This window comes from Wolbachia endosymbiont of Drosophila tristis, assembly GCF_028981745.1.
GTDB lineage: Bacteria > Pseudomonadota > Alphaproteobacteria > Rickettsiales > Anaplasmataceae > Wolbachia > Wolbachia pipientis.
Genome location: NZ_JAPQLN010000071.1, coordinates 1 through 15093, shown reverse-complemented (window position 1 = coordinate 15093; position 15093 = coordinate 1). Strand labels below are relative to the sequence as shown.

Below are 15093 nucleotides of genomic sequence, written 5' to 3'. Positions count from 1 at the left end.
GAGCAGAGTTAGAGAATTTTTCTGGAGAGGCTGTATTACAAGAATTTTGGGCAAACTTGGTCATGTGCAATATATTATCGCTTCATATATGTGATGCACAAGGGCCTTGGAACCCAGATCAAATTACTGAGTATCGTTTAAATTTTTCAGTTTTATTTAGTGTAATGAGACAGAAACTCTATCAGGTACTTATTGCGCCAAAAAACTTTCAAGCCCTTTTTAAGTATACGCGCTAAAGTTAAAATCCGACCGGGACAGCTGCAATAAAGTAGATAAGCCTAAACGCCATCATGTCTTTAGGAGAGTTTGCTAATGAAAGTTCTTAAGTTGACGCCATTGGCTGTTCCGATTCGTTATATGACATAAGAGCATCATATATTTCATGCAATGTATTTGAGATGTTTTTTTCCATATGTTGATTAATATGCCCATATATTGTCGTCTCTTCCGAATACTCTGTATCTTTATGTATATGATTTTGTTGCTTTAATTCTTCTCTATCTACACTCTCTATTTGCTCTGACACTAGCATAACTACCCCATATTTTACATAACGAAATAAAAAAATTCTAACTGTAGTATGCTTATATAATCTACGAAGTCAATAGTTAAATTGAAAAGTTTCGGTTATAATTTACTTCATATAGAACATGCCCTTGAATTATGCTAAAAATCGCCATAGTAGGCCTACCAAATGCTGGAAAATCGACCCTATTCAACAGATTAGTAGGAAGAAAAGCAGCAGTAGTGAGTAACATTCCAGGAGTGACAAGGGATAGGCGAGAGGGAATGGGGAGAATTAGCGATTTGGAGTTTAAAGTTATAGATACAGGAGGATGGAACGACCAAACTAATTTTTCACTACAAGTTATTGAACAAATCGAATTTTCTTTATCCAATTCAAACATAATTTTCTTTCTTGTTGATGCAAAAGTGCAAAATGAGCGAAATGAAGAGTTTGCAAAGTGGCTGAAGAGAAAAATAAATAAACCTGTAATACTAGTAGCAAATAAATGCGAGAGTCATAAATCCGAAAATGTTGATTATTTGCAGTTTTTTGATTTTCTTGGCCCGGTGTATATCTCTGCCGAGCATAATCTTGGCATGGTTGATCTTTATGATGCATTAGCTGGTGTTATTGAAAATTTTAACGAGAACACTGAGTTACCTAACAATGAACTGAGTAGGCTGAGGATCGCGATCATCGGCCGTCCGAATGTTGGAAAATCAACTTTTTTAAATGGTTTACTTGCAGAAAACAGACTAATAACAAGTTCAGAGCCAGGTACCACACGTGATTCTGTGGATATTACATATGATCATGATGGAGAGTTAATTACTCTAATTGACACTGCCGGAATCCGCAGAAAGGCGAATGTTGTAGATGGCTTAGAATCAAGATTTGTTGAGAAAAGCATGGAATCAATCAAGCGCTCTCATGTGGTAGTTTTAATGCTAGACTCCCTAGTTGGTATTGAGCAGCAGGATTTATCAATTGGTGAAGCTGCAATTAAGGGAGGGAAAGGGATTATTGTTGTTTTAAATAAGTGGGATTTAATAGGTAAGGATGACAGAAGCAGGTTAATAAAATTTGTCAAACAACAGGAAGTAACCAGGTTATTCTTGGAAGTGCCAACTATAACAATTTCTGCGTTAAAAGGCATGCGCTGCGGTGATGTGATAGATAAGTGTCTTGAAGTGAGTGAATCCTTGAACAAGAAGATCAGCACTGCAAAACTGAATAAGTGGCTCATAGATGCTGTAGGAAAACATTCTCACCCTCTTGTAAAAGGCAAAGCAGTTAAAATGAAGTATATCGCTCAAATTGGTACTAAACCTCCAGCTTTTTCTTTGATATGTAACATACCTGAAAGTGTTGATGAAAGTTACAAACGCTATTTAATTAACGATCTCAGAAAAAATTTCTTTGCAGACGGTGTGCCAGTTAGATTGCTTTTGAAAAAAAATAAAAATCCCTATGTAAAATGAATACTCTGCTTTATACTTTCAGGGATAATTTACTTAAAGTTATGTGTAATAATTCCAGAATTCCTGCAATCTTTCTGCTGTCGAGTGCCGCTGCTCTAATTTTTGCATATGTGCTAGAATATTTTTTCAACATGCTGCCATGCAAGTTATGTACATACGAGCGAATAGTTTACTATATCGCTGGATTACTTGCAGTAGCGTGCATGCTTAAAGACAACAAAATTCTAATCTATGCAATGTTTTGCAGCTACCTCATAGGTGCAGTAATATCTTTTTATCATATAGGTCTTGAACTTCACTTATTTCATGATGTTTTAGGTTGTACAGAGCAAGCAAGTAGTAACGTTAGTATAGAAGAGCTCAGAAATAATCTACTAAATCCTAATTACTCTCCATCTTGTGACAGACCTCATTACGTTCTAGGTGTTTCCTTAGCAACATGGAATCTAATTTATCTCATAGTAGCTCTGTTCGTATCAGGTAAGGTGTATTGTGGAGAAAGAAAGAAATCTAAATAATTTAAGGTACAGCAACAATCAGTTCTTGCAACAGGCAATTAGAGTAGATCACGCTGGAGAATATGGAGCTATTTGCATTTATTCTGGTCAAAAATTTATTCTTAAGAAATCTTCTATAATCAATGAAATAATTGAAATGGAAGAGCAGGAAAAAAAGCATTTTCACTATTTTAATGAGAAAATCAAAGAGCAAAAAGTTCGTCCTACTGTTTTGTTGCCTGTTTGGCGTGTTTTAGGAGTGTCGCTTGGCGTTGCAACTGCCATTATGGGCAAAAAAGCTGCTATGGCTTGCACTGCTGCAGTTGAAGAAGTTATCGGGGAGCACTACAAAGAGCAAGTTTCACATTTAGAAGATGGGGAATTAAGAGAAACTATAAGTAAATTTCGCGACGAGGAGTTAGAGCACAAAGATATTGCAATTCAGCACAATGCTGAAAGCGCATTTGGCTACAACATTTTATCATCATTCATAAAAACAGGCTGCAAAACTGCTATTTACTTGTCTAAGTTAATTTAACTAAGCAGCTTTCTTAAAGTGTTTTAAATGTTCTGATAACAACAGAAACCAGGAAGGAATTCAAGTGTAACAATTATTTTATAACTATATTTACATATCACCATTATTAATAAATAATTAGTATTTGTAAATTAAATACATCTAAAGTATAGACTGCAAAGGAGGCAAAAGTGCGTTTTAATTTAGAAGAGGGAAATGCTCTTATGTAATACCTGCCACAGGTTCACAACTGTACGAACATTCATTTTTGAAGGTAAATTGCACAGCAAATGGTGTCATTCCAGTCTGGAATCCAGAAATTTTGCTTATAACTGAGCTGATAAGCTAAAGGTAATTGTCTTACACTAAAACAAACGTTTTTAATTAAGTTGCATAGAACCAGTGTCTGGGCACTGGGATGACACCCCACTGGTGGTCCAAACTACAACGTTCGTACAGTTGTGGATTCCAGACTGGGATGACACCCTACTGATGGGCCCAAATCACAATGTTCGTACAGTTGTGGGTCAGGCTATAGGATGACAGAAGTTGACTTTATTAGCTATAGGTGGTATGACACTTAGTCAATTTAAGTAAGCAGATGATCTTAGCTACAAAAGTATTTTTTACCTCATTTGTTTTTGGGTTTATTCTTTTTCCCTATTTTATAAAGCTTCTAAAAAAAATAAGCAAAGATGGGCAACCAATTAGATCATGTGGACCAGAAAGTCATTTAATAACAAAAAAGAATGTACCACCTATGGGCGGAATAATAATACTGATTTCTTCTTTATTACCAATTTTACTCTGGGCTCAGTTAACACCAGAAATTTTGCTGCTGATATTGATAACTCTATTTTTTGCTCTACTTGGATTTATTGATGATTATTTAAAATTGAAGACAAATCACTATCGAGGTTTAAGTGCAAAAACCAAAATACTTATTCAGTTTATTGTTGCTCTGGTTGGTGTGTTTATACTTAAGCTATACTCTGCTGAATGTTTTACAAAAACGTCCCTATTTAAAGGAGTAATAATAGATTTTGGCTATCTATATGTTCCGTTTGCTGCGTTTGTAATTGTCGGCTCTTCTAATGCTGTGAATCTCACAGATGGTTTGGATGGCCTTGCTGCAACTCAAGTTATCACTTCCTTTGCTTTTTTGGGGCTAATTGCATATATAACTCAGGCAGATATGAATATTACTTTATTCTGCATTGCATTTATAGGAGCTATTCTAAGTTTCTTGTGGTTTAACACACATCCAGCAAAAATATTTATGGGTGATGTTGGTAGCTTGTCGGTAGGTGCGGCTTTAGGGTTAACTAGTGTCCTAATTAAAAGAGAAATGCTTTTTGCCATTATTGGAATAATCTTTGTAATAGAGACTCTATCTGTTATTATTCAGATATCATATTTTAAATATACAAAGTTTAAATATGGAGAAGGAAAAAGAGTTTTTCTTATGGCACCAATACATCATCACTTTGAGAAGAAGAGATGGTCAGAAAATGTAATCGTTATGAAATTTTGGATAATTTCTATTATCTGTTCAGTTTTTACTATAACTTTCTTATTATAAAAACCTATGAAATACCCAGACTTTACATTAGAAAATAAATTATCAGGAGTGATAGCAGGAGTGGATGAAGTTGGAAGAGGTCCGCTAGCTGGTCCAGTAATATCCGCAGCCGTAGTGTTTATTGATAGAAATACAATTATTGATGGAATCAACGACTCGAAAAAGTTGACTCCTCAATGTAGGCAAGTCCTATATGAAAAAATAACATCCGTTGCAAAATTTGGTATAGGAATGGCAAGCGTAGAAGAAATAAATTCATACAATATCTTGCAAGCAACAAAGCTTTCAATGAAACGTGCGTTGATAGACTTGGACCTAGAATTAGATTATGTACTAGTTGATGGTAATCAACCACCTGAAGTGAAATGGCAAGTGAAATCCATAGTAAATGGTGATAATTTGAGTACATCAATTGCAGCAGCTTCAATCGTTGCAAAAGTTACGAGAGATCGGCTTATGCAAGAATTGCATAATAAGCATCCTGAATATAATTGGTATAAAAATAAAGGATATGGGACAAAAGAGCACCTTAACGCTATTGGCCTTTATGGAATTACAGAACATCATAGAAAAAATTTTGCACCCATATCTCGGGCATTATAGCCTTTACCCTTTTTTGAAAGGTATGGTTTCATTAAATAGGCAAACTGTACTCGATCCATTCCTTAAGGTAAACACTGAACTTACCCTTTCGATTATCAGGTAGTTATCAACTGTACGGAAATTTACTAAAGACTCATATCCTGCAGAATCAACCATAAAAACTGCCGGAAAATCAGAGTTTATTTTATTGAATTGTAGATATGTAAATTTTCCGTCATCAAAAACCTTAATTGGTATTATTGACTGACTACCTTTGACGTGCGAGATGGAATAATTAAAATTTAATCCCTTCTTTACAACTTCAATATCATTGATATCAGGAATAATGGTATGACTAGCTTGTTCGAAGATATCACCGTTATTTGTTGTGTAAATCTCATCACTGCTAAATAGTGGATAAAGAAACCTTACTTCATATGCTAATCTTGGATCATCTAGTCCAGTTGCTTCTTCAGCATGAAGTTCAAAGTAATAAACTCTTTTATTGGTAATTATAGTTGCATTAGTATCGGCAATATCATCTATAGGCTTAATAAACAATCTATTACCTTGAGGAAGGAGTTGCCAACCAGTTGAATCACCCATTGAAAGGTTTTGTATTACCTCCCCTGGTTCAAACAATATACTGGACTGATAACCATAAAAACCCGTATACTTATGTATAGCTTGTGGGTTATAATTTATCACCTTTATGTGATTATCTCCAGCTATTGAACGTGGCTCCTGTTTTGCAAGTGCATCACTACCACAGAGGAACAACAGTACGGCAAACAGTAAACCAATCATAATATCAAAATAAATTAATTTTCATTTTATCATTGATAGACATGCACTGCAACTATTAAGGCACTTTCTATACTATAAACCCCAAAGCAAGCGGTAGAAAAGGCAAGAAATAAGGCAAACTCCTTAAATACTTTAGAACTACAGGAGGCTTTACCTGAACGGATATACTTGGAATCCTGCCATTTTCACTTTGTAAACATACCAAGAATTCTGTCCATTATTCCACCCATATTTGCTTCAGCTTGAGTATACTCTATTTTACCACCATGCAAGATTAGTTTAATATCTGATCCAGGTGATATATTAACAAATTTACTGCCAACAACTCCACTGCTAGTGATCAGAGCTGAACTATCAATTGGCAATTTTATGTCTTTGCTTATACACATATCGATTCGTGCTACGTAGGTAGCTTTGTCAAGTGATACACCAGTTATGCTTCCAACATCTACACCAGAGATCTTGACACTATCACCAACTCCTATACCGTTAGCGTTAGCAAAAAGACCATATATTTTATTGCAATCCTTATAGTTTTTCTTTATGTAAGATAGCTTATCAATAGCAAAGAAAATCAGAAAAATAGTGAAAATTAATACAAATAATCCAGCGGTTATTTCAAGTATATTTGACCTTCGCATCTTTAGTTATCAGGACTCCAGCTTTTATAGTAATTTTTCACTTTTTGGTTTGGATAGTATGCATCTTTTGTACCCGTTAAATTAGGAGTATGTTTTACTTTTCTTTTTTTATTATTAACTGGTACTACATTATCAGTATAGTGAAGCCATATATGCCATTCCGGAGGCACTGTTGTAGGCTCAGAAACACTGCTATATATAACCCACCTTTTTCCTTTACTTGATTCATAGTAAGAATTTCCATTTTCATCTCTTCCTACAAATTTATCTTCTCTTCGTAATAGGCGTTTTATTGCGTTACAAATTTTAGATAACATAAGGGTATTAAAACAAAAAGTATTATATATACTAATACTTTAACGATATATTAACAACAATTTAATGCAATTACCAATCTTACAAGTTATTATACCAATAATTGCATCAATGTTTTGCTTTCTTGCCAAGAAACACAAGGTATCTTGGTTTATTTCTTTTATTGCAACAACAATCACTCTTATCATTTCATCAATACTACTCATTAAAACATATAAAGGTGAAATTATAACTTATCACCTTGGAAATTGGGCTCCTCCGTATGGAATAGAGTTAAGAATCGACGTGTTAAACTCCTTGATTCTAACTTTGGTGAATTTTATAGCGCTGATTAGCGTGCTTTATAGCTTTTATATTAACGAAAAAGAAATTAGCAAAAACAAAATCACTGGTTTTTACTCTCTATTTCTACTGTGCTTAAGCGGACTGCTCGGGATTCTAGTAACAAACGACATATTTAACCTTTACGTTTTCTTGGAAATTTCATCTCTTTCTTCTTATGTATTAGTTTCAATGGGAAGGGATAAAAAAGCCTTGGTTGCAGCATTTGAATATCTAATTAGTGGAACAATAGGCGCAACATTTTATTTATTTGGCATCGGGCTCTTGTATTCAATGACTGGAACGCTCAATATGTCTGACATGGCTGAAAGAATAGTTCCATTACACGATAACAACATCATAAAACTTGGCACGTTGTTCATTTTTATTGGTCTCTCAATCAAAATGGCACTGTTTCCATTAAGCAGGTGGCTGGTTAATGCATATAGTGAGGCGCCAAGTTTCATTAGCATATTCTTTTCAGGCACAGTGACAAAAGTGATGATATATGTTTTCATCAGAATCTTTTATACTGTTTTTCATCAAAATTTCTTCTTATTTAAACCATCACTAAGCAACGTGATAATTATCCTCGCACTTTGCGCTGTTATATTTGGGTCGATATTTGCAATAACCGCAAAAGACATAAAAAGACTGCTTGCTCACTCTAGTATTAGCCAAATTGGTTATATAATTTTAGCACTGAGTTTTAACTCAAAAACAGGTGTATTTGCAGCAATTCTTCACATAGTAAACCACAGCATAATAAAAACATCTTTATTTATGGCTGCAGGATGTATTTCTTACAAATTTGATACAACAAAAATAGAGAATTTATCGGGACTCAAGAAATCAATGCCTTATACAGCACTTGCGTTCACTCTACTCAGTTTAGCATTAATCGGTGTGCCTTTAACAAATGGCTTTGTAAGCAAGTGGTATATAATGAAAGCAATTATCGAATCTCATGCGTGGATTTCCCTTGTAACATTTGCTGCTGGCTCTTTCCTTGCATTGATATATATGTGGAAGATGGTAGAGAAAATGTATTTTGAAAATGATGCAACGTCACGCACTGGAATGACACCGGACAAAATTAATGATGTGCCATTTTCTATGCTTTTCTGTCTATTGTTTATGGCAGTTTTAACAGTAGTAACTGGAATATATAGCACTCCAATTCGGTTAGTAGTTGAGAAGTTGGTTTTTTGATTTTTATCTTTGTTTCATATTTTACTATACTTTAAGGTTATAAGGTCTTTATTGTGGATAGACTGAAGAAGATTCATTGGTTGTTAGTCATTAACGTGATAGCGCTGTTTTGCGTTGGCATTGTTGTTCAATACTCTTCTGCTGGAGGAAAGTGGGTGCCATTTGCGATTCACCAACTGGTCATATTCTCCTTCTTTTTCCTACTTACTATAGCTATGTCATTCATAGAGCTAGATTTTTATTTGAAGCACGCCTACTTTTTTTATGTAGCAGCAGTGATTTCGCTATTAGTAGTGAATTTTTTTGGCTCACACATAATGGGTGCAACAAGGTGGATAAGAATTGGATCAATTAGTTTGCAACCATCAGAATTTGCAAAAGTAGGCTTAATACTTGCGCTTGCTCGCTATTTTGATAAGCAGAGTGTATATAAAATGATGGAATTTAAAAGATTGCTTAAGGCACTTATAATTATTTTCTTACCCGTGTTCTTGGTGTTAAAGCAACCTAATTTAGGCACAGCTGTGATAATGTTATTTATAGGGATATCAATTATATTCACAGCAATAATAAAAAGATCTCATTCGGTAATATGTGGAACGCTTGGCATTTTTGCAGTACCGGCTATTTGGCCTTTTTTACGTCCTTATCACAAGCAAAGGATATTGTCGTTTTTGGATTCATCAGTGGATCCACTTGGAATAGGTTATAATGCGCAGCAATCTCAGATAGCTATTGGTTCAGGAGGTTTGCTTGGTAAGGGCTTTGTTAACGGAAGTCAAACTCAACTTGGATTTTTGCCGGAGAAACGTACAGATTTTGCTTTTGCAGTGCTGAGTGAGGAATGGGGATTTTTAGGTAGCATGGCTTTAATTTTGCTTTATACCTCATTACTTGGCATAATTTTCTCTATCGCTTATAGGTCGAAAAATTATTTTTCTAAGTCGATATCTATCGGCATTTTCGCCTTTTTTAGTGCTCATTTCTTTATAAACATCGGAATGACAATGGGCCTCTTACCTGTGATAGGCGACCCATTGCCATTTCTGTCCTATGGAGGAAGTACAACTGCTGCAAGCTTAATATGCATAGGATTATTGCTGGCAATAAAAGCAGATGAACAACAAAATGCTTGTATTTTACCTATGCTAAAGTAAAATTAAATTTTACTTAATAGTTTTTATGCTAGATGAAATGCGTGAGGAATGTGGGGTATTTGGCATAAGTTGCAACCAAAGTGCTGCTTTTAACTCTATACTTGCTCTCCACGCTTTGCAGCATAGAGGTCAAGAGTCTTTTGGCGTAGTAACCAGTAACAACGATAAGCTGCACTCTTATCACTTTCAAGGTCAAGTGAGCAGCGTATTTGATGATATAGATGAAATAAAGAAATCCTTACCTGGAGATTGTGCAATAGGTCATGTTCGATACTCAACAAGTGGTAATAAGTTTGGAGTGCAGCCCATGTTTAGCAAAAGTGGCAAATTTGGGGATTTCGCCATAGCACATAATGGTAATTTAATTAATATTTCTCCGATACGCGAACAATTGATTAAACAAGAGTGCGTTTTTCAGTCAGATATTGATACAGAAGTAGTAATGCATCTGACAGCAAGCGGTGAAAAAGATAGCTTTTTAGAGAGTTTTATATATGCATTAAAGCAAATACAAGGTGCTTATTCTTTTGTTGCAATCAATCAAGAAGTAGTTATTGGAGTACGTGATTCATCTGGAATCAGGCCTCTTGTTTTAGGAAAGTTAAACGGTTCTTACGTTCTTGCATCTGAAACTTGTGCTCTTGATATAATAAATGCAGAGTTTGTTAGAGAAATAGAACCAGGCGAATTAGTTACCATCAGTTCGGGTAGTAAGCTAGCCTCAATGTTTCCTTTCCCACAGCAAAAATCAAGTTTTTGTATTTTTGAATACGTTTATTTTTCAAGACCAGACAGCATAATGGAGAATAGGTCTATATACGATACAAGAAAAGAAATAGGAAGAATACTTGCAGAAGAGAGCCCACCAAAAAACAATGTAGATATGGTTGTACCAATACCTGATTCTGGAATACCTGCAGCTATTGGATATGCAAAGCATTCAGGATTACCTATGGAACTGGGAATAATTCGTAATCATTACATAGGAAGAACTTTTATACAACCAACCGCTGAAGTACGTAAAGTTAGAATAAAATTAAAATTCAATGCTAATAAGCACACTTTGAAAGGTAAAAACATAATTTTAATAGATGATAGTATAGTGCGTGGTAGTACGTTAACAAATATAATAGTTATGCTAAAGGATGCAGGAGTAAAAGAGATTCACCTCAAAATTTCAAGCCCACCAATTAAGCATTCTTGTTTTTATGGAATAGATACGCCAGAGTGCAAAGATTTAATTGCTGCAAATAAATCTGTAGAGGAAATTAAGGAAGTTATAGGAGTAGATAGCCTAGCCTTCTTGAGTATTGATGGATTATATCAGGCTGTTAAAGGAGAAGTGCGTAACAATGCTACACCACAATATTGTGATGCTTGTTTCACTGGTGATTATCCAATTGGCAAATAGTCTACGCAAGATCTTAAGTTTTTAAACCGCCAAAATTTCTCTTGGCCTTTACTAATTCCGATTCTCGGAGTGCACACATAATCTGGTTTGAGGTGAGATTCATAAACACAAAATTCGTGGCTTATAGTAAGGTCCTGTTTGTTATGTTCTTTTGTAATATTTAATCTTTTACACAATATTCCTGGCCCACCTAAATTTGCCTCAAGCGGTTCAATGAGCTTTAATCCCCGTATTAACACTGCTGCTGGGAACCCTTCTGCTTCTGTTACAATATTTAAACAGTAATACATTCCATATATAAAGTACACATATGAAAACCCCGGCATACCAAACATTACTGAGGTTCGGTTAGTATAACCCTTAGCTGCATGACAAGCTGGGTCACTCATTCCTATATAGGCTTCAACTTCGGTTATTATTCCACTAAAGTTAGAAAATTTCAGCATCTTTCCTAGTAACTCCCCGGCTACAACCAAAGTTGGCCGCTCGTAGAAATTTCTTGGTAGTATTGTGTTGCTCATCATAAAAGTATAAGTTACTTGCAGATGCAAGCAACTTATACTGAATTTTCACTACTTTACCTATTTTGAAGCAGCAGGAGCTTGATGCTTTTGTGATGCGCCGCTCAAGTCTTCTACATTTGTTGAATGCTGCTCCAAAAATTTTACTTCTTCAGAGCTTTGTTGTAATTGTGTTTGTGGCAATTGTGATGCTAACACTTCATGTAAAGGCTTTGCTTCATATTGCCTTCCTACTTTTACTTCTTTATGTGCAGCTAATTGCTCCATAGTAACACCATTACCCTCAATAAGTTCTACGGAGCCATTATCATGAACATTAATTTTAATATTACATTCTTTTCCTTGAGCATTCCACTTTAAAGTCATTTGATATGACCCATTAGCTACTTCATAAATTCTTGTTCCATGTTCATCAACCCGGCAAAGTAGCCCCCTTGCTTTACTTTGAGGTAGCAATAATGTAATTGCTTCCACGCCATATTGTTTACACAAATCGTTATTTAGAATGTCACTCATGCTTATTTCTTTTGTATTACTACCTATCGCAATTCTTACGGCAGGCTCAATAATATTATCTTCATTTTTGCTTTCTTTAAGTTTTATAAATTCTATATCATTATTTTCTATATTTTTAGATATCTCTTCTTTAATTTGTTCAGCAATTTTGCCTATAATGTTCTTACCACCATATTTATTCTCATCCCGAGCAGTATATGTACATATACCATTACTATCCTTATGAATATAAGGTTTTGGTTTCTTTTTATTAGTGGTATTAGTAGAAGTGTTGTTCTGCATTATAAAGAACTCATTCCATTCTTCTGCATTATTAAGAGTGACGTATTTAGGTACGTTCTCATCTAGTGTTGATTTAGGTACATTTTTAGTATCCGAAATCGAATTATTATCAGAAGGACTGATATTTAGATTAGAAGAAGTTTCAATTAAAGATACAGTTTCAGTGCTATTAGTTAATATATATGCCTCCATTATTTTTAATATATAAATTTTAGCATATAGATACCACGCCAATTAGTCAATATAAATTATGATGTTTAATGTTGAAAGCTCAAATACTCCTTTGCTTGATCGGTTAGAATGCGCCCTCTTGGTGTGCGCTTTACAAAACTAATTTTGATTAAATAAGGTTCTACTGTTTCTTCAATATTGCCAACATCTTCGGATAGCGCAATAGATATGGTGTCAATTCCAACAGGGCCTGAAGTGTTGAATAAAAATCTTAGATAATTCATATCAAGTTTATTGAGTCCCATTTTATCTACACCCAATTTTAGTAATACAGAATCAGCGACTTCATAAGTAATTTTTTTATCATCTTTCACTTCAACAAAATCCCTTATTCTTCTGAGCAACCTCAAAGCAATTCTTGGAGTGCCGCGCGCACGGCAGGCAATTTCCCGTGCTGCATCCTCTTCAATTTCAGCAGAAAGAACTCTTGCGCCTCTTTTTATAATATTAACCAGCTCCTCAAAGGAATAAAACTCAAGATGCAAAGGAATGCCAAAACGATCTCTGAGTGGCGCAGAAAGTAATCCAAGCCGTGTTGTTGCTCCAATTAGCGTAAATGGTGGTAGATCTATCCTTAAAGTGCGAGTAGATGGACCTTCACCTACTAATATGTCCAGGCAAAAATCTTCCATAGCAGTATATAAAACTTCTTCGATGCTGCGATTTAATCTATGAATTTCGTCGATAAATAGAACATCTTTTGCATTTAAAGTGGTAAGCACTGCGGCCAAATCTCCAGCTTTACTAAGTAAAGGACCAGAAGTTGCGCGAAAGCTAACTCTTAATTCTTTAGAAACAATTTGTGCTAAAGTTGTTTTGCCAAGCCCTGGAGGACCATATAATAAAACGTGATCTAAAGCTTCAGTTCTCGTCTGTGCAGCGTTTATAAACACTTTTAAATTTTGTATTAAGTCTTTTTGCCCGACAAAATCATCAAGTTGTTCAGGCCTGATGTTGATATTGCGCACATCTTCAGTATATTCTTTACCGCACGATATTGATTTCATAGTATTGAAAGCTCCTTAAGCGCCATGCGAATAATATCCTTAGTGTCCAGATTTGGCCTGTATTTTTTTATCGTATCATAAGCTTTCATTTTTTCATACCCAAGATTGATCAATGCTGAAAGGGCATCTTCATTAATTGGATGAAAATTATTGTTATTTATTTCTAGTTTACTCACTTTGCCACTCAATTCAGTGATGATTCGATTTATGAGTTTCAGGCCAAGTCCGCTCATCTTGAGTGCTACTTTATCTTCATTCATAATTGCCAAAAATAGCTGTTCTGGAGTTAATTTGCCCAAAATTGACATTGCAGTTTTATAGCTAACGCCGCTTACTTTGACAAGCAACCTCAAGCACTGCTGTTCTTCTTTGCTTATAAAACCATATAGCTGAGCGACATTTTCTCTGTTATTTGCATAGGTTTCGATAAGTAATTTAACTCTACTTCCGATGGAACATGCATTTAAAGTTTTGGCTGAAAGATACACCATATAGCCAACATCATTCACATTCAGGATTATGTGATCACTGCGCACTTCATCAACTATTCCGCTTAGATTTCCTATCATTTTTAACACTATATAGAGTTCAGTTTAAATACTCCTGGATCTTAGGTCAAGCAAACGAACATTATAACAGGGAAACGTGGCTAAAAAACCACTTGACAAACTCCGCCAGCCCCCTTATCATAAACACTGAAGCTATTTATTTATCTTCTCTGTACAGATTAAATGACAAAAAACTCACGTATCTGGCGTCTCATGTTTAATTTTTTGCACTATGTGCACTCTATGTCTTTATCAAATTTCTGGGTTTTTACCTACACAAGCTGAAATACGCTTATAAAGCATTTAAAACATTAAAAAACGCCAACTTAAAAAATGGATAGTGAATAATTAGCTACCCTAGGGTTTCTTTTGCCTTTTTTTCTGTTTAGTAAATTTCTTAATGTTTATAATTTAGATTAGTTGCAGCTTAAAAGCAGCTGAGTCGTGGTTATTAAGCGTTTAGAATAAAAAAGCGCCATACTTGAAAGTATAATGTAAGTAATTAGCCAACCACGGGGCTTCTTTTGCCTTTTTTTTATTTGGTAAATTTCTTAATATTTGTAGCTAAACGACAACCGTCATCCCGCTGCTTGTTAGCGGGATCTATGTTAAGGTATGACGGTTAAGTAAGGGATCTATGTTAAGAGATACCGCGAATGAATCGCGGTATGACGGTGTAGATAGTAATTCGTCATACCGCTACGTGTTAGCGGGATCTCTTGTTAGCGCCGCGGCGGTATGACGGTTCGTGGCAGCGTGACGATAAGCTCGTCATCCCGCTACGTGTTAGCGGGATCTCTTGTTAGCGGCCGAGATACCGCGAATGAATCGCGGTATGACGTAGGACTGCTGTCATCCCAGTGCGTGGGCTTTGTTGCATCGCTCTTCGGATAGTAGGTAACGCACAATAAATTTATGAAGCTATCTCAAATTTAGCCATACCAATATCAGTGAACT

The 15093-nt window shown here is 35.2% G+C and carries 16 protein-coding genes and 1 pseudogene; 9 read left to right on the top strand and 8 right to left on the bottom strand.

The window, feature by feature from the left end:
• Positions 1-313: pseudogene (locus tag OZD64_RS02800) on the top strand (IS4-like element ISWosp8 family transposase); the annotation flags it as partial.
• Between the two features lie 9 nt (positions 314-322).
• On the opposite strand, the gene OZD64_RS02795 reads toward OZD64_RS02800, so the two are convergent.
• On the bottom strand, positions 323-532 hold the full coding sequence (locus OZD64_RS02795; protein WP_010081834.1) for a hypothetical protein: 210 nt from the start codon (positions 530-532) through the stop codon (positions 323-325).
• Positions 533-663: 131 nt separating this feature from the next.
• Between OZD64_RS02795 and der the strand changes: the two genes are divergently transcribed.
• The 5 genes from der (at position 664) to OZD64_RS02770 (ending at position 5188) form a co-directional block, all read left to right on the top strand.
• Positions 664-1989, top strand: a complete 1326-nt coding sequence (gene der / locus OZD64_RS02790; protein ID WP_010963041.1) for a ribosome biogenesis GTPase Der — start codon at positions 664-666, stop codon at positions 1987-1989.
• Entirely contained in the window at positions 1986-2507 is a 522-nt protein-coding gene (locus tag OZD64_RS02785) for a disulfide bond formation protein B (RefSeq protein ID WP_010963042.1), read from the top strand. Before der ends, OZD64_RS02785 begins: the two co-directional genes overlap by 4 nt.
• Positions 2482-3024 carry a demethoxyubiquinone hydroxylase family protein gene (locus OZD64_RS02780; protein WP_006279362.1) on the top strand — a complete coding sequence of 181 codons (543 nt, stop codon included), beginning with the start codon at positions 2482-2484 and terminating at the stop codon, positions 3022-3024. Before OZD64_RS02785 ends, OZD64_RS02780 begins: the two co-directional genes overlap by 26 nt.
• A gap of 580 nt (positions 3025-3604) precedes the next feature.
• Complete coding sequence (mraY, locus tag OZD64_RS02775; protein WP_010963043.1) at positions 3605-4585, top strand: phospho-N-acetylmuramoyl-pentapeptide-transferase; 981 nt, start codon at positions 3605-3607, stop codon at positions 4583-4585.
• Positions 4586-4591: 6 nt separating this feature from the next.
• Complete coding sequence (locus tag OZD64_RS02770; RefSeq protein ID WP_010082329.1) at positions 4592-5188, top strand: ribonuclease HII; 597 nt, start codon at positions 4592-4594, stop codon at positions 5186-5188.
• A 3-nt stretch (positions 5189-5191) separates the two neighbouring features.
• On the opposite strand, the gene virB9 is transcribed toward OZD64_RS02770, so the two are convergent.
• The 3 genes from virB9 to OZD64_RS02755 all read right to left on the bottom strand — a co-directional run bounded on the left by virB9 (position 5192) and on the right by OZD64_RS02755 (position 6932).
• Positions 5192-5974 (bottom strand): P-type conjugative transfer protein VirB9, encoded by a 783-nt coding sequence (gene virB9, locus OZD64_RS02765; protein WP_010082330.1) that lies wholly within the window; start codon positions 5972-5974, stop codon positions 5192-5194.
• A gap of 185 nt (positions 5975-6159) precedes the next feature.
• On the bottom strand, positions 6160-6615 hold the full coding sequence (mlaD, locus tag OZD64_RS02760; RefSeq protein ID WP_010082331.1) for an outer membrane lipid asymmetry maintenance protein MlaD: 456 nt from the start codon (positions 6613-6615) through the stop codon (positions 6160-6162).
• A gap of 2 nt (positions 6616-6617) precedes the next feature.
• Positions 6618-6932, bottom strand: coding sequence for an NADH-ubiquinone oxidoreductase subunit NDUFA12 family protein (locus tag OZD64_RS02755; protein WP_038199408.1), 315 nt, complete (start codon positions 6930-6932; stop codon positions 6618-6620).
• A 64-nt stretch (positions 6933-6996) separates the two neighbouring features.
• Here OZD64_RS02755 and OZD64_RS02750 point away from each other — a divergent pair, with 64 nt between their 5' ends.
• From OZD64_RS02750 to purF, 3 genes are read left to right on the top strand one after another with little or no spacing between them, the layout of a single operon-like run.
• The gene (locus OZD64_RS02750; protein WP_274999256.1) at positions 6997-8463 is read left to right on the top strand and encodes a proton-conducting transporter transmembrane domain-containing protein; all 1467 of its coding nucleotides are present in this window, start codon (positions 6997-6999) and stop codon (positions 8461-8463) included.
• Between the two features lie 53 nt (positions 8464-8516).
• Positions 8517-9620, top strand: a complete 1104-nt coding sequence (rodA, locus tag OZD64_RS02745; RefSeq protein WP_038199410.1) for a rod shape-determining protein RodA — start codon at positions 8517-8519, stop codon at positions 9618-9620.
• Between the two features lie 25 nt (positions 9621-9645).
• Positions 9646-11031, top strand: a complete 1386-nt coding sequence (purF, locus tag OZD64_RS02740; RefSeq protein WP_038199414.1) for an amidophosphoribosyltransferase — start codon at positions 9646-9648, stop codon at positions 11029-11031.
• Here purF and OZD64_RS02735 read toward each other — a convergent pair.
• The 4 genes from OZD64_RS02735 to ruvA form a co-directional block, all read right to left on the bottom strand.
• Positions 11013-11552 carry a DNA-3-methyladenine glycosylase gene (locus OZD64_RS02735; protein ID WP_038199418.1) on the bottom strand — a complete coding sequence of 180 codons (540 nt, stop codon included), beginning with the start codon at positions 11550-11552 and terminating at the stop codon, positions 11013-11015. The two genes, purF and OZD64_RS02735, sit on opposite strands and share 19 nt — an antisense overlap.
• Positions 11553-11612: 60 nt before the next feature.
• Positions 11613-12542, bottom strand: coding sequence for a hypothetical protein (locus OZD64_RS02730; protein WP_244263391.1), 930 nt, complete (start codon positions 12540-12542; stop codon positions 11613-11615).
• 65 nt (positions 12543-12607) lie between these two features.
• The gene (ruvB, locus tag OZD64_RS02725; protein ID WP_274999255.1) at positions 12608-13588 is read right to left on the bottom strand and encodes a Holliday junction branch migration DNA helicase RuvB; all 981 of its coding nucleotides are present in this window, start codon (positions 13586-13588) and stop codon (positions 12608-12610) included.
• Positions 13585-14157 carry a Holliday junction branch migration protein RuvA gene (gene ruvA / locus OZD64_RS02720; RefSeq protein ID WP_010082382.1) on the bottom strand — a complete coding sequence of 191 codons (573 nt, stop codon included), beginning with the start codon at positions 14155-14157 and terminating at the stop codon, positions 13585-13587. The genes ruvB and ruvA overlap by 4 nt, the downstream gene beginning before the upstream one ends.
• Between the last annotated feature and the right edge of the window lie 936 nt (positions 14158-15093).

What these genes read in the sequence shown, in the direction of transcription:
- OZD64_RS02750 (WP_274999256.1), top strand. Translation starts at nt 6,997, where the DNA reads ATGCAATTACCAATCTTACAAGTTATTATACCAATAATTGCATCAATG.
- OZD64_RS02735 (WP_038199418.1), bottom strand. Translation starts at nt 11,552, where the DNA reads ATGAGCAACACAATACTACCAAGAAATTTCTACGAGCGGCCAACTTTG.
- OZD64_RS02755 (WP_038199408.1), bottom strand. Translation starts at nt 6,932, where the DNA reads ATGTTATCTAAAATTTGTAACGCAATAAAACGCCTATTACGAAGAGAA.
- OZD64_RS02785 (WP_010963042.1), top strand. Translation starts at nt 1,986, where the DNA reads ATGAATACTCTGCTTTATACTTTCAGGGATAATTTACTTAAAGTTATG.
- purF (WP_038199414.1), top strand. Translation starts at nt 9,646, where the DNA reads ATGCTAGATGAAATGCGTGAGGAATGTGGGGTATTTGGCATAAGTTGC.
- ruvB (WP_274999255.1), bottom strand. Translation starts at nt 13,588, where the DNA reads ATGAAATCAATATCGTGCGGTAAAGAATATACTGAAGATGTGCGCAAT.
- virB9 (WP_010082330.1), bottom strand. Translation starts at nt 5,974, where the DNA reads ATGATTGGTTTACTGTTTGCCGTACTGTTGTTCCTCTGTGGTAGTGAT.
- OZD64_RS02795 (WP_010081834.1), bottom strand. Translation starts at nt 532, where the DNA reads ATGCTAGTGTCAGAGCAAATAGAGAGTGTAGATAGAGAAGAATTAAAG.
- ruvA (WP_010082382.1), bottom strand. Translation starts at nt 14,157, where the DNA reads ATGATAGGAAATCTAAGCGGAATAGTTGATGAAGTGCGCAGTGATCAC.
- OZD64_RS02770 (WP_010082329.1), top strand. Translation starts at nt 4,592, where the DNA reads ATGAAATACCCAGACTTTACATTAGAAAATAAATTATCAGGAGTGATA.
- der (WP_010963041.1), top strand. Translation starts at nt 664, where the DNA reads ATGCTAAAAATCGCCATAGTAGGCCTACCAAATGCTGGAAAATCGACC.
- OZD64_RS02730 (WP_244263391.1), bottom strand. Translation starts at nt 12,542, where the DNA reads ATGGAGGCATATATATTAACTAATAGCACTGAAACTGTATCTTTAATT.
- mlaD (WP_010082331.1), bottom strand. Translation starts at nt 6,615, where the DNA reads ATGCGAAGGTCAAATATACTTGAAATAACCGCTGGATTATTTGTATTA.
- mraY (WP_010963043.1), top strand. Translation starts at nt 3,605, where the DNA reads ATGATCTTAGCTACAAAAGTATTTTTTACCTCATTTGTTTTTGGGTTT.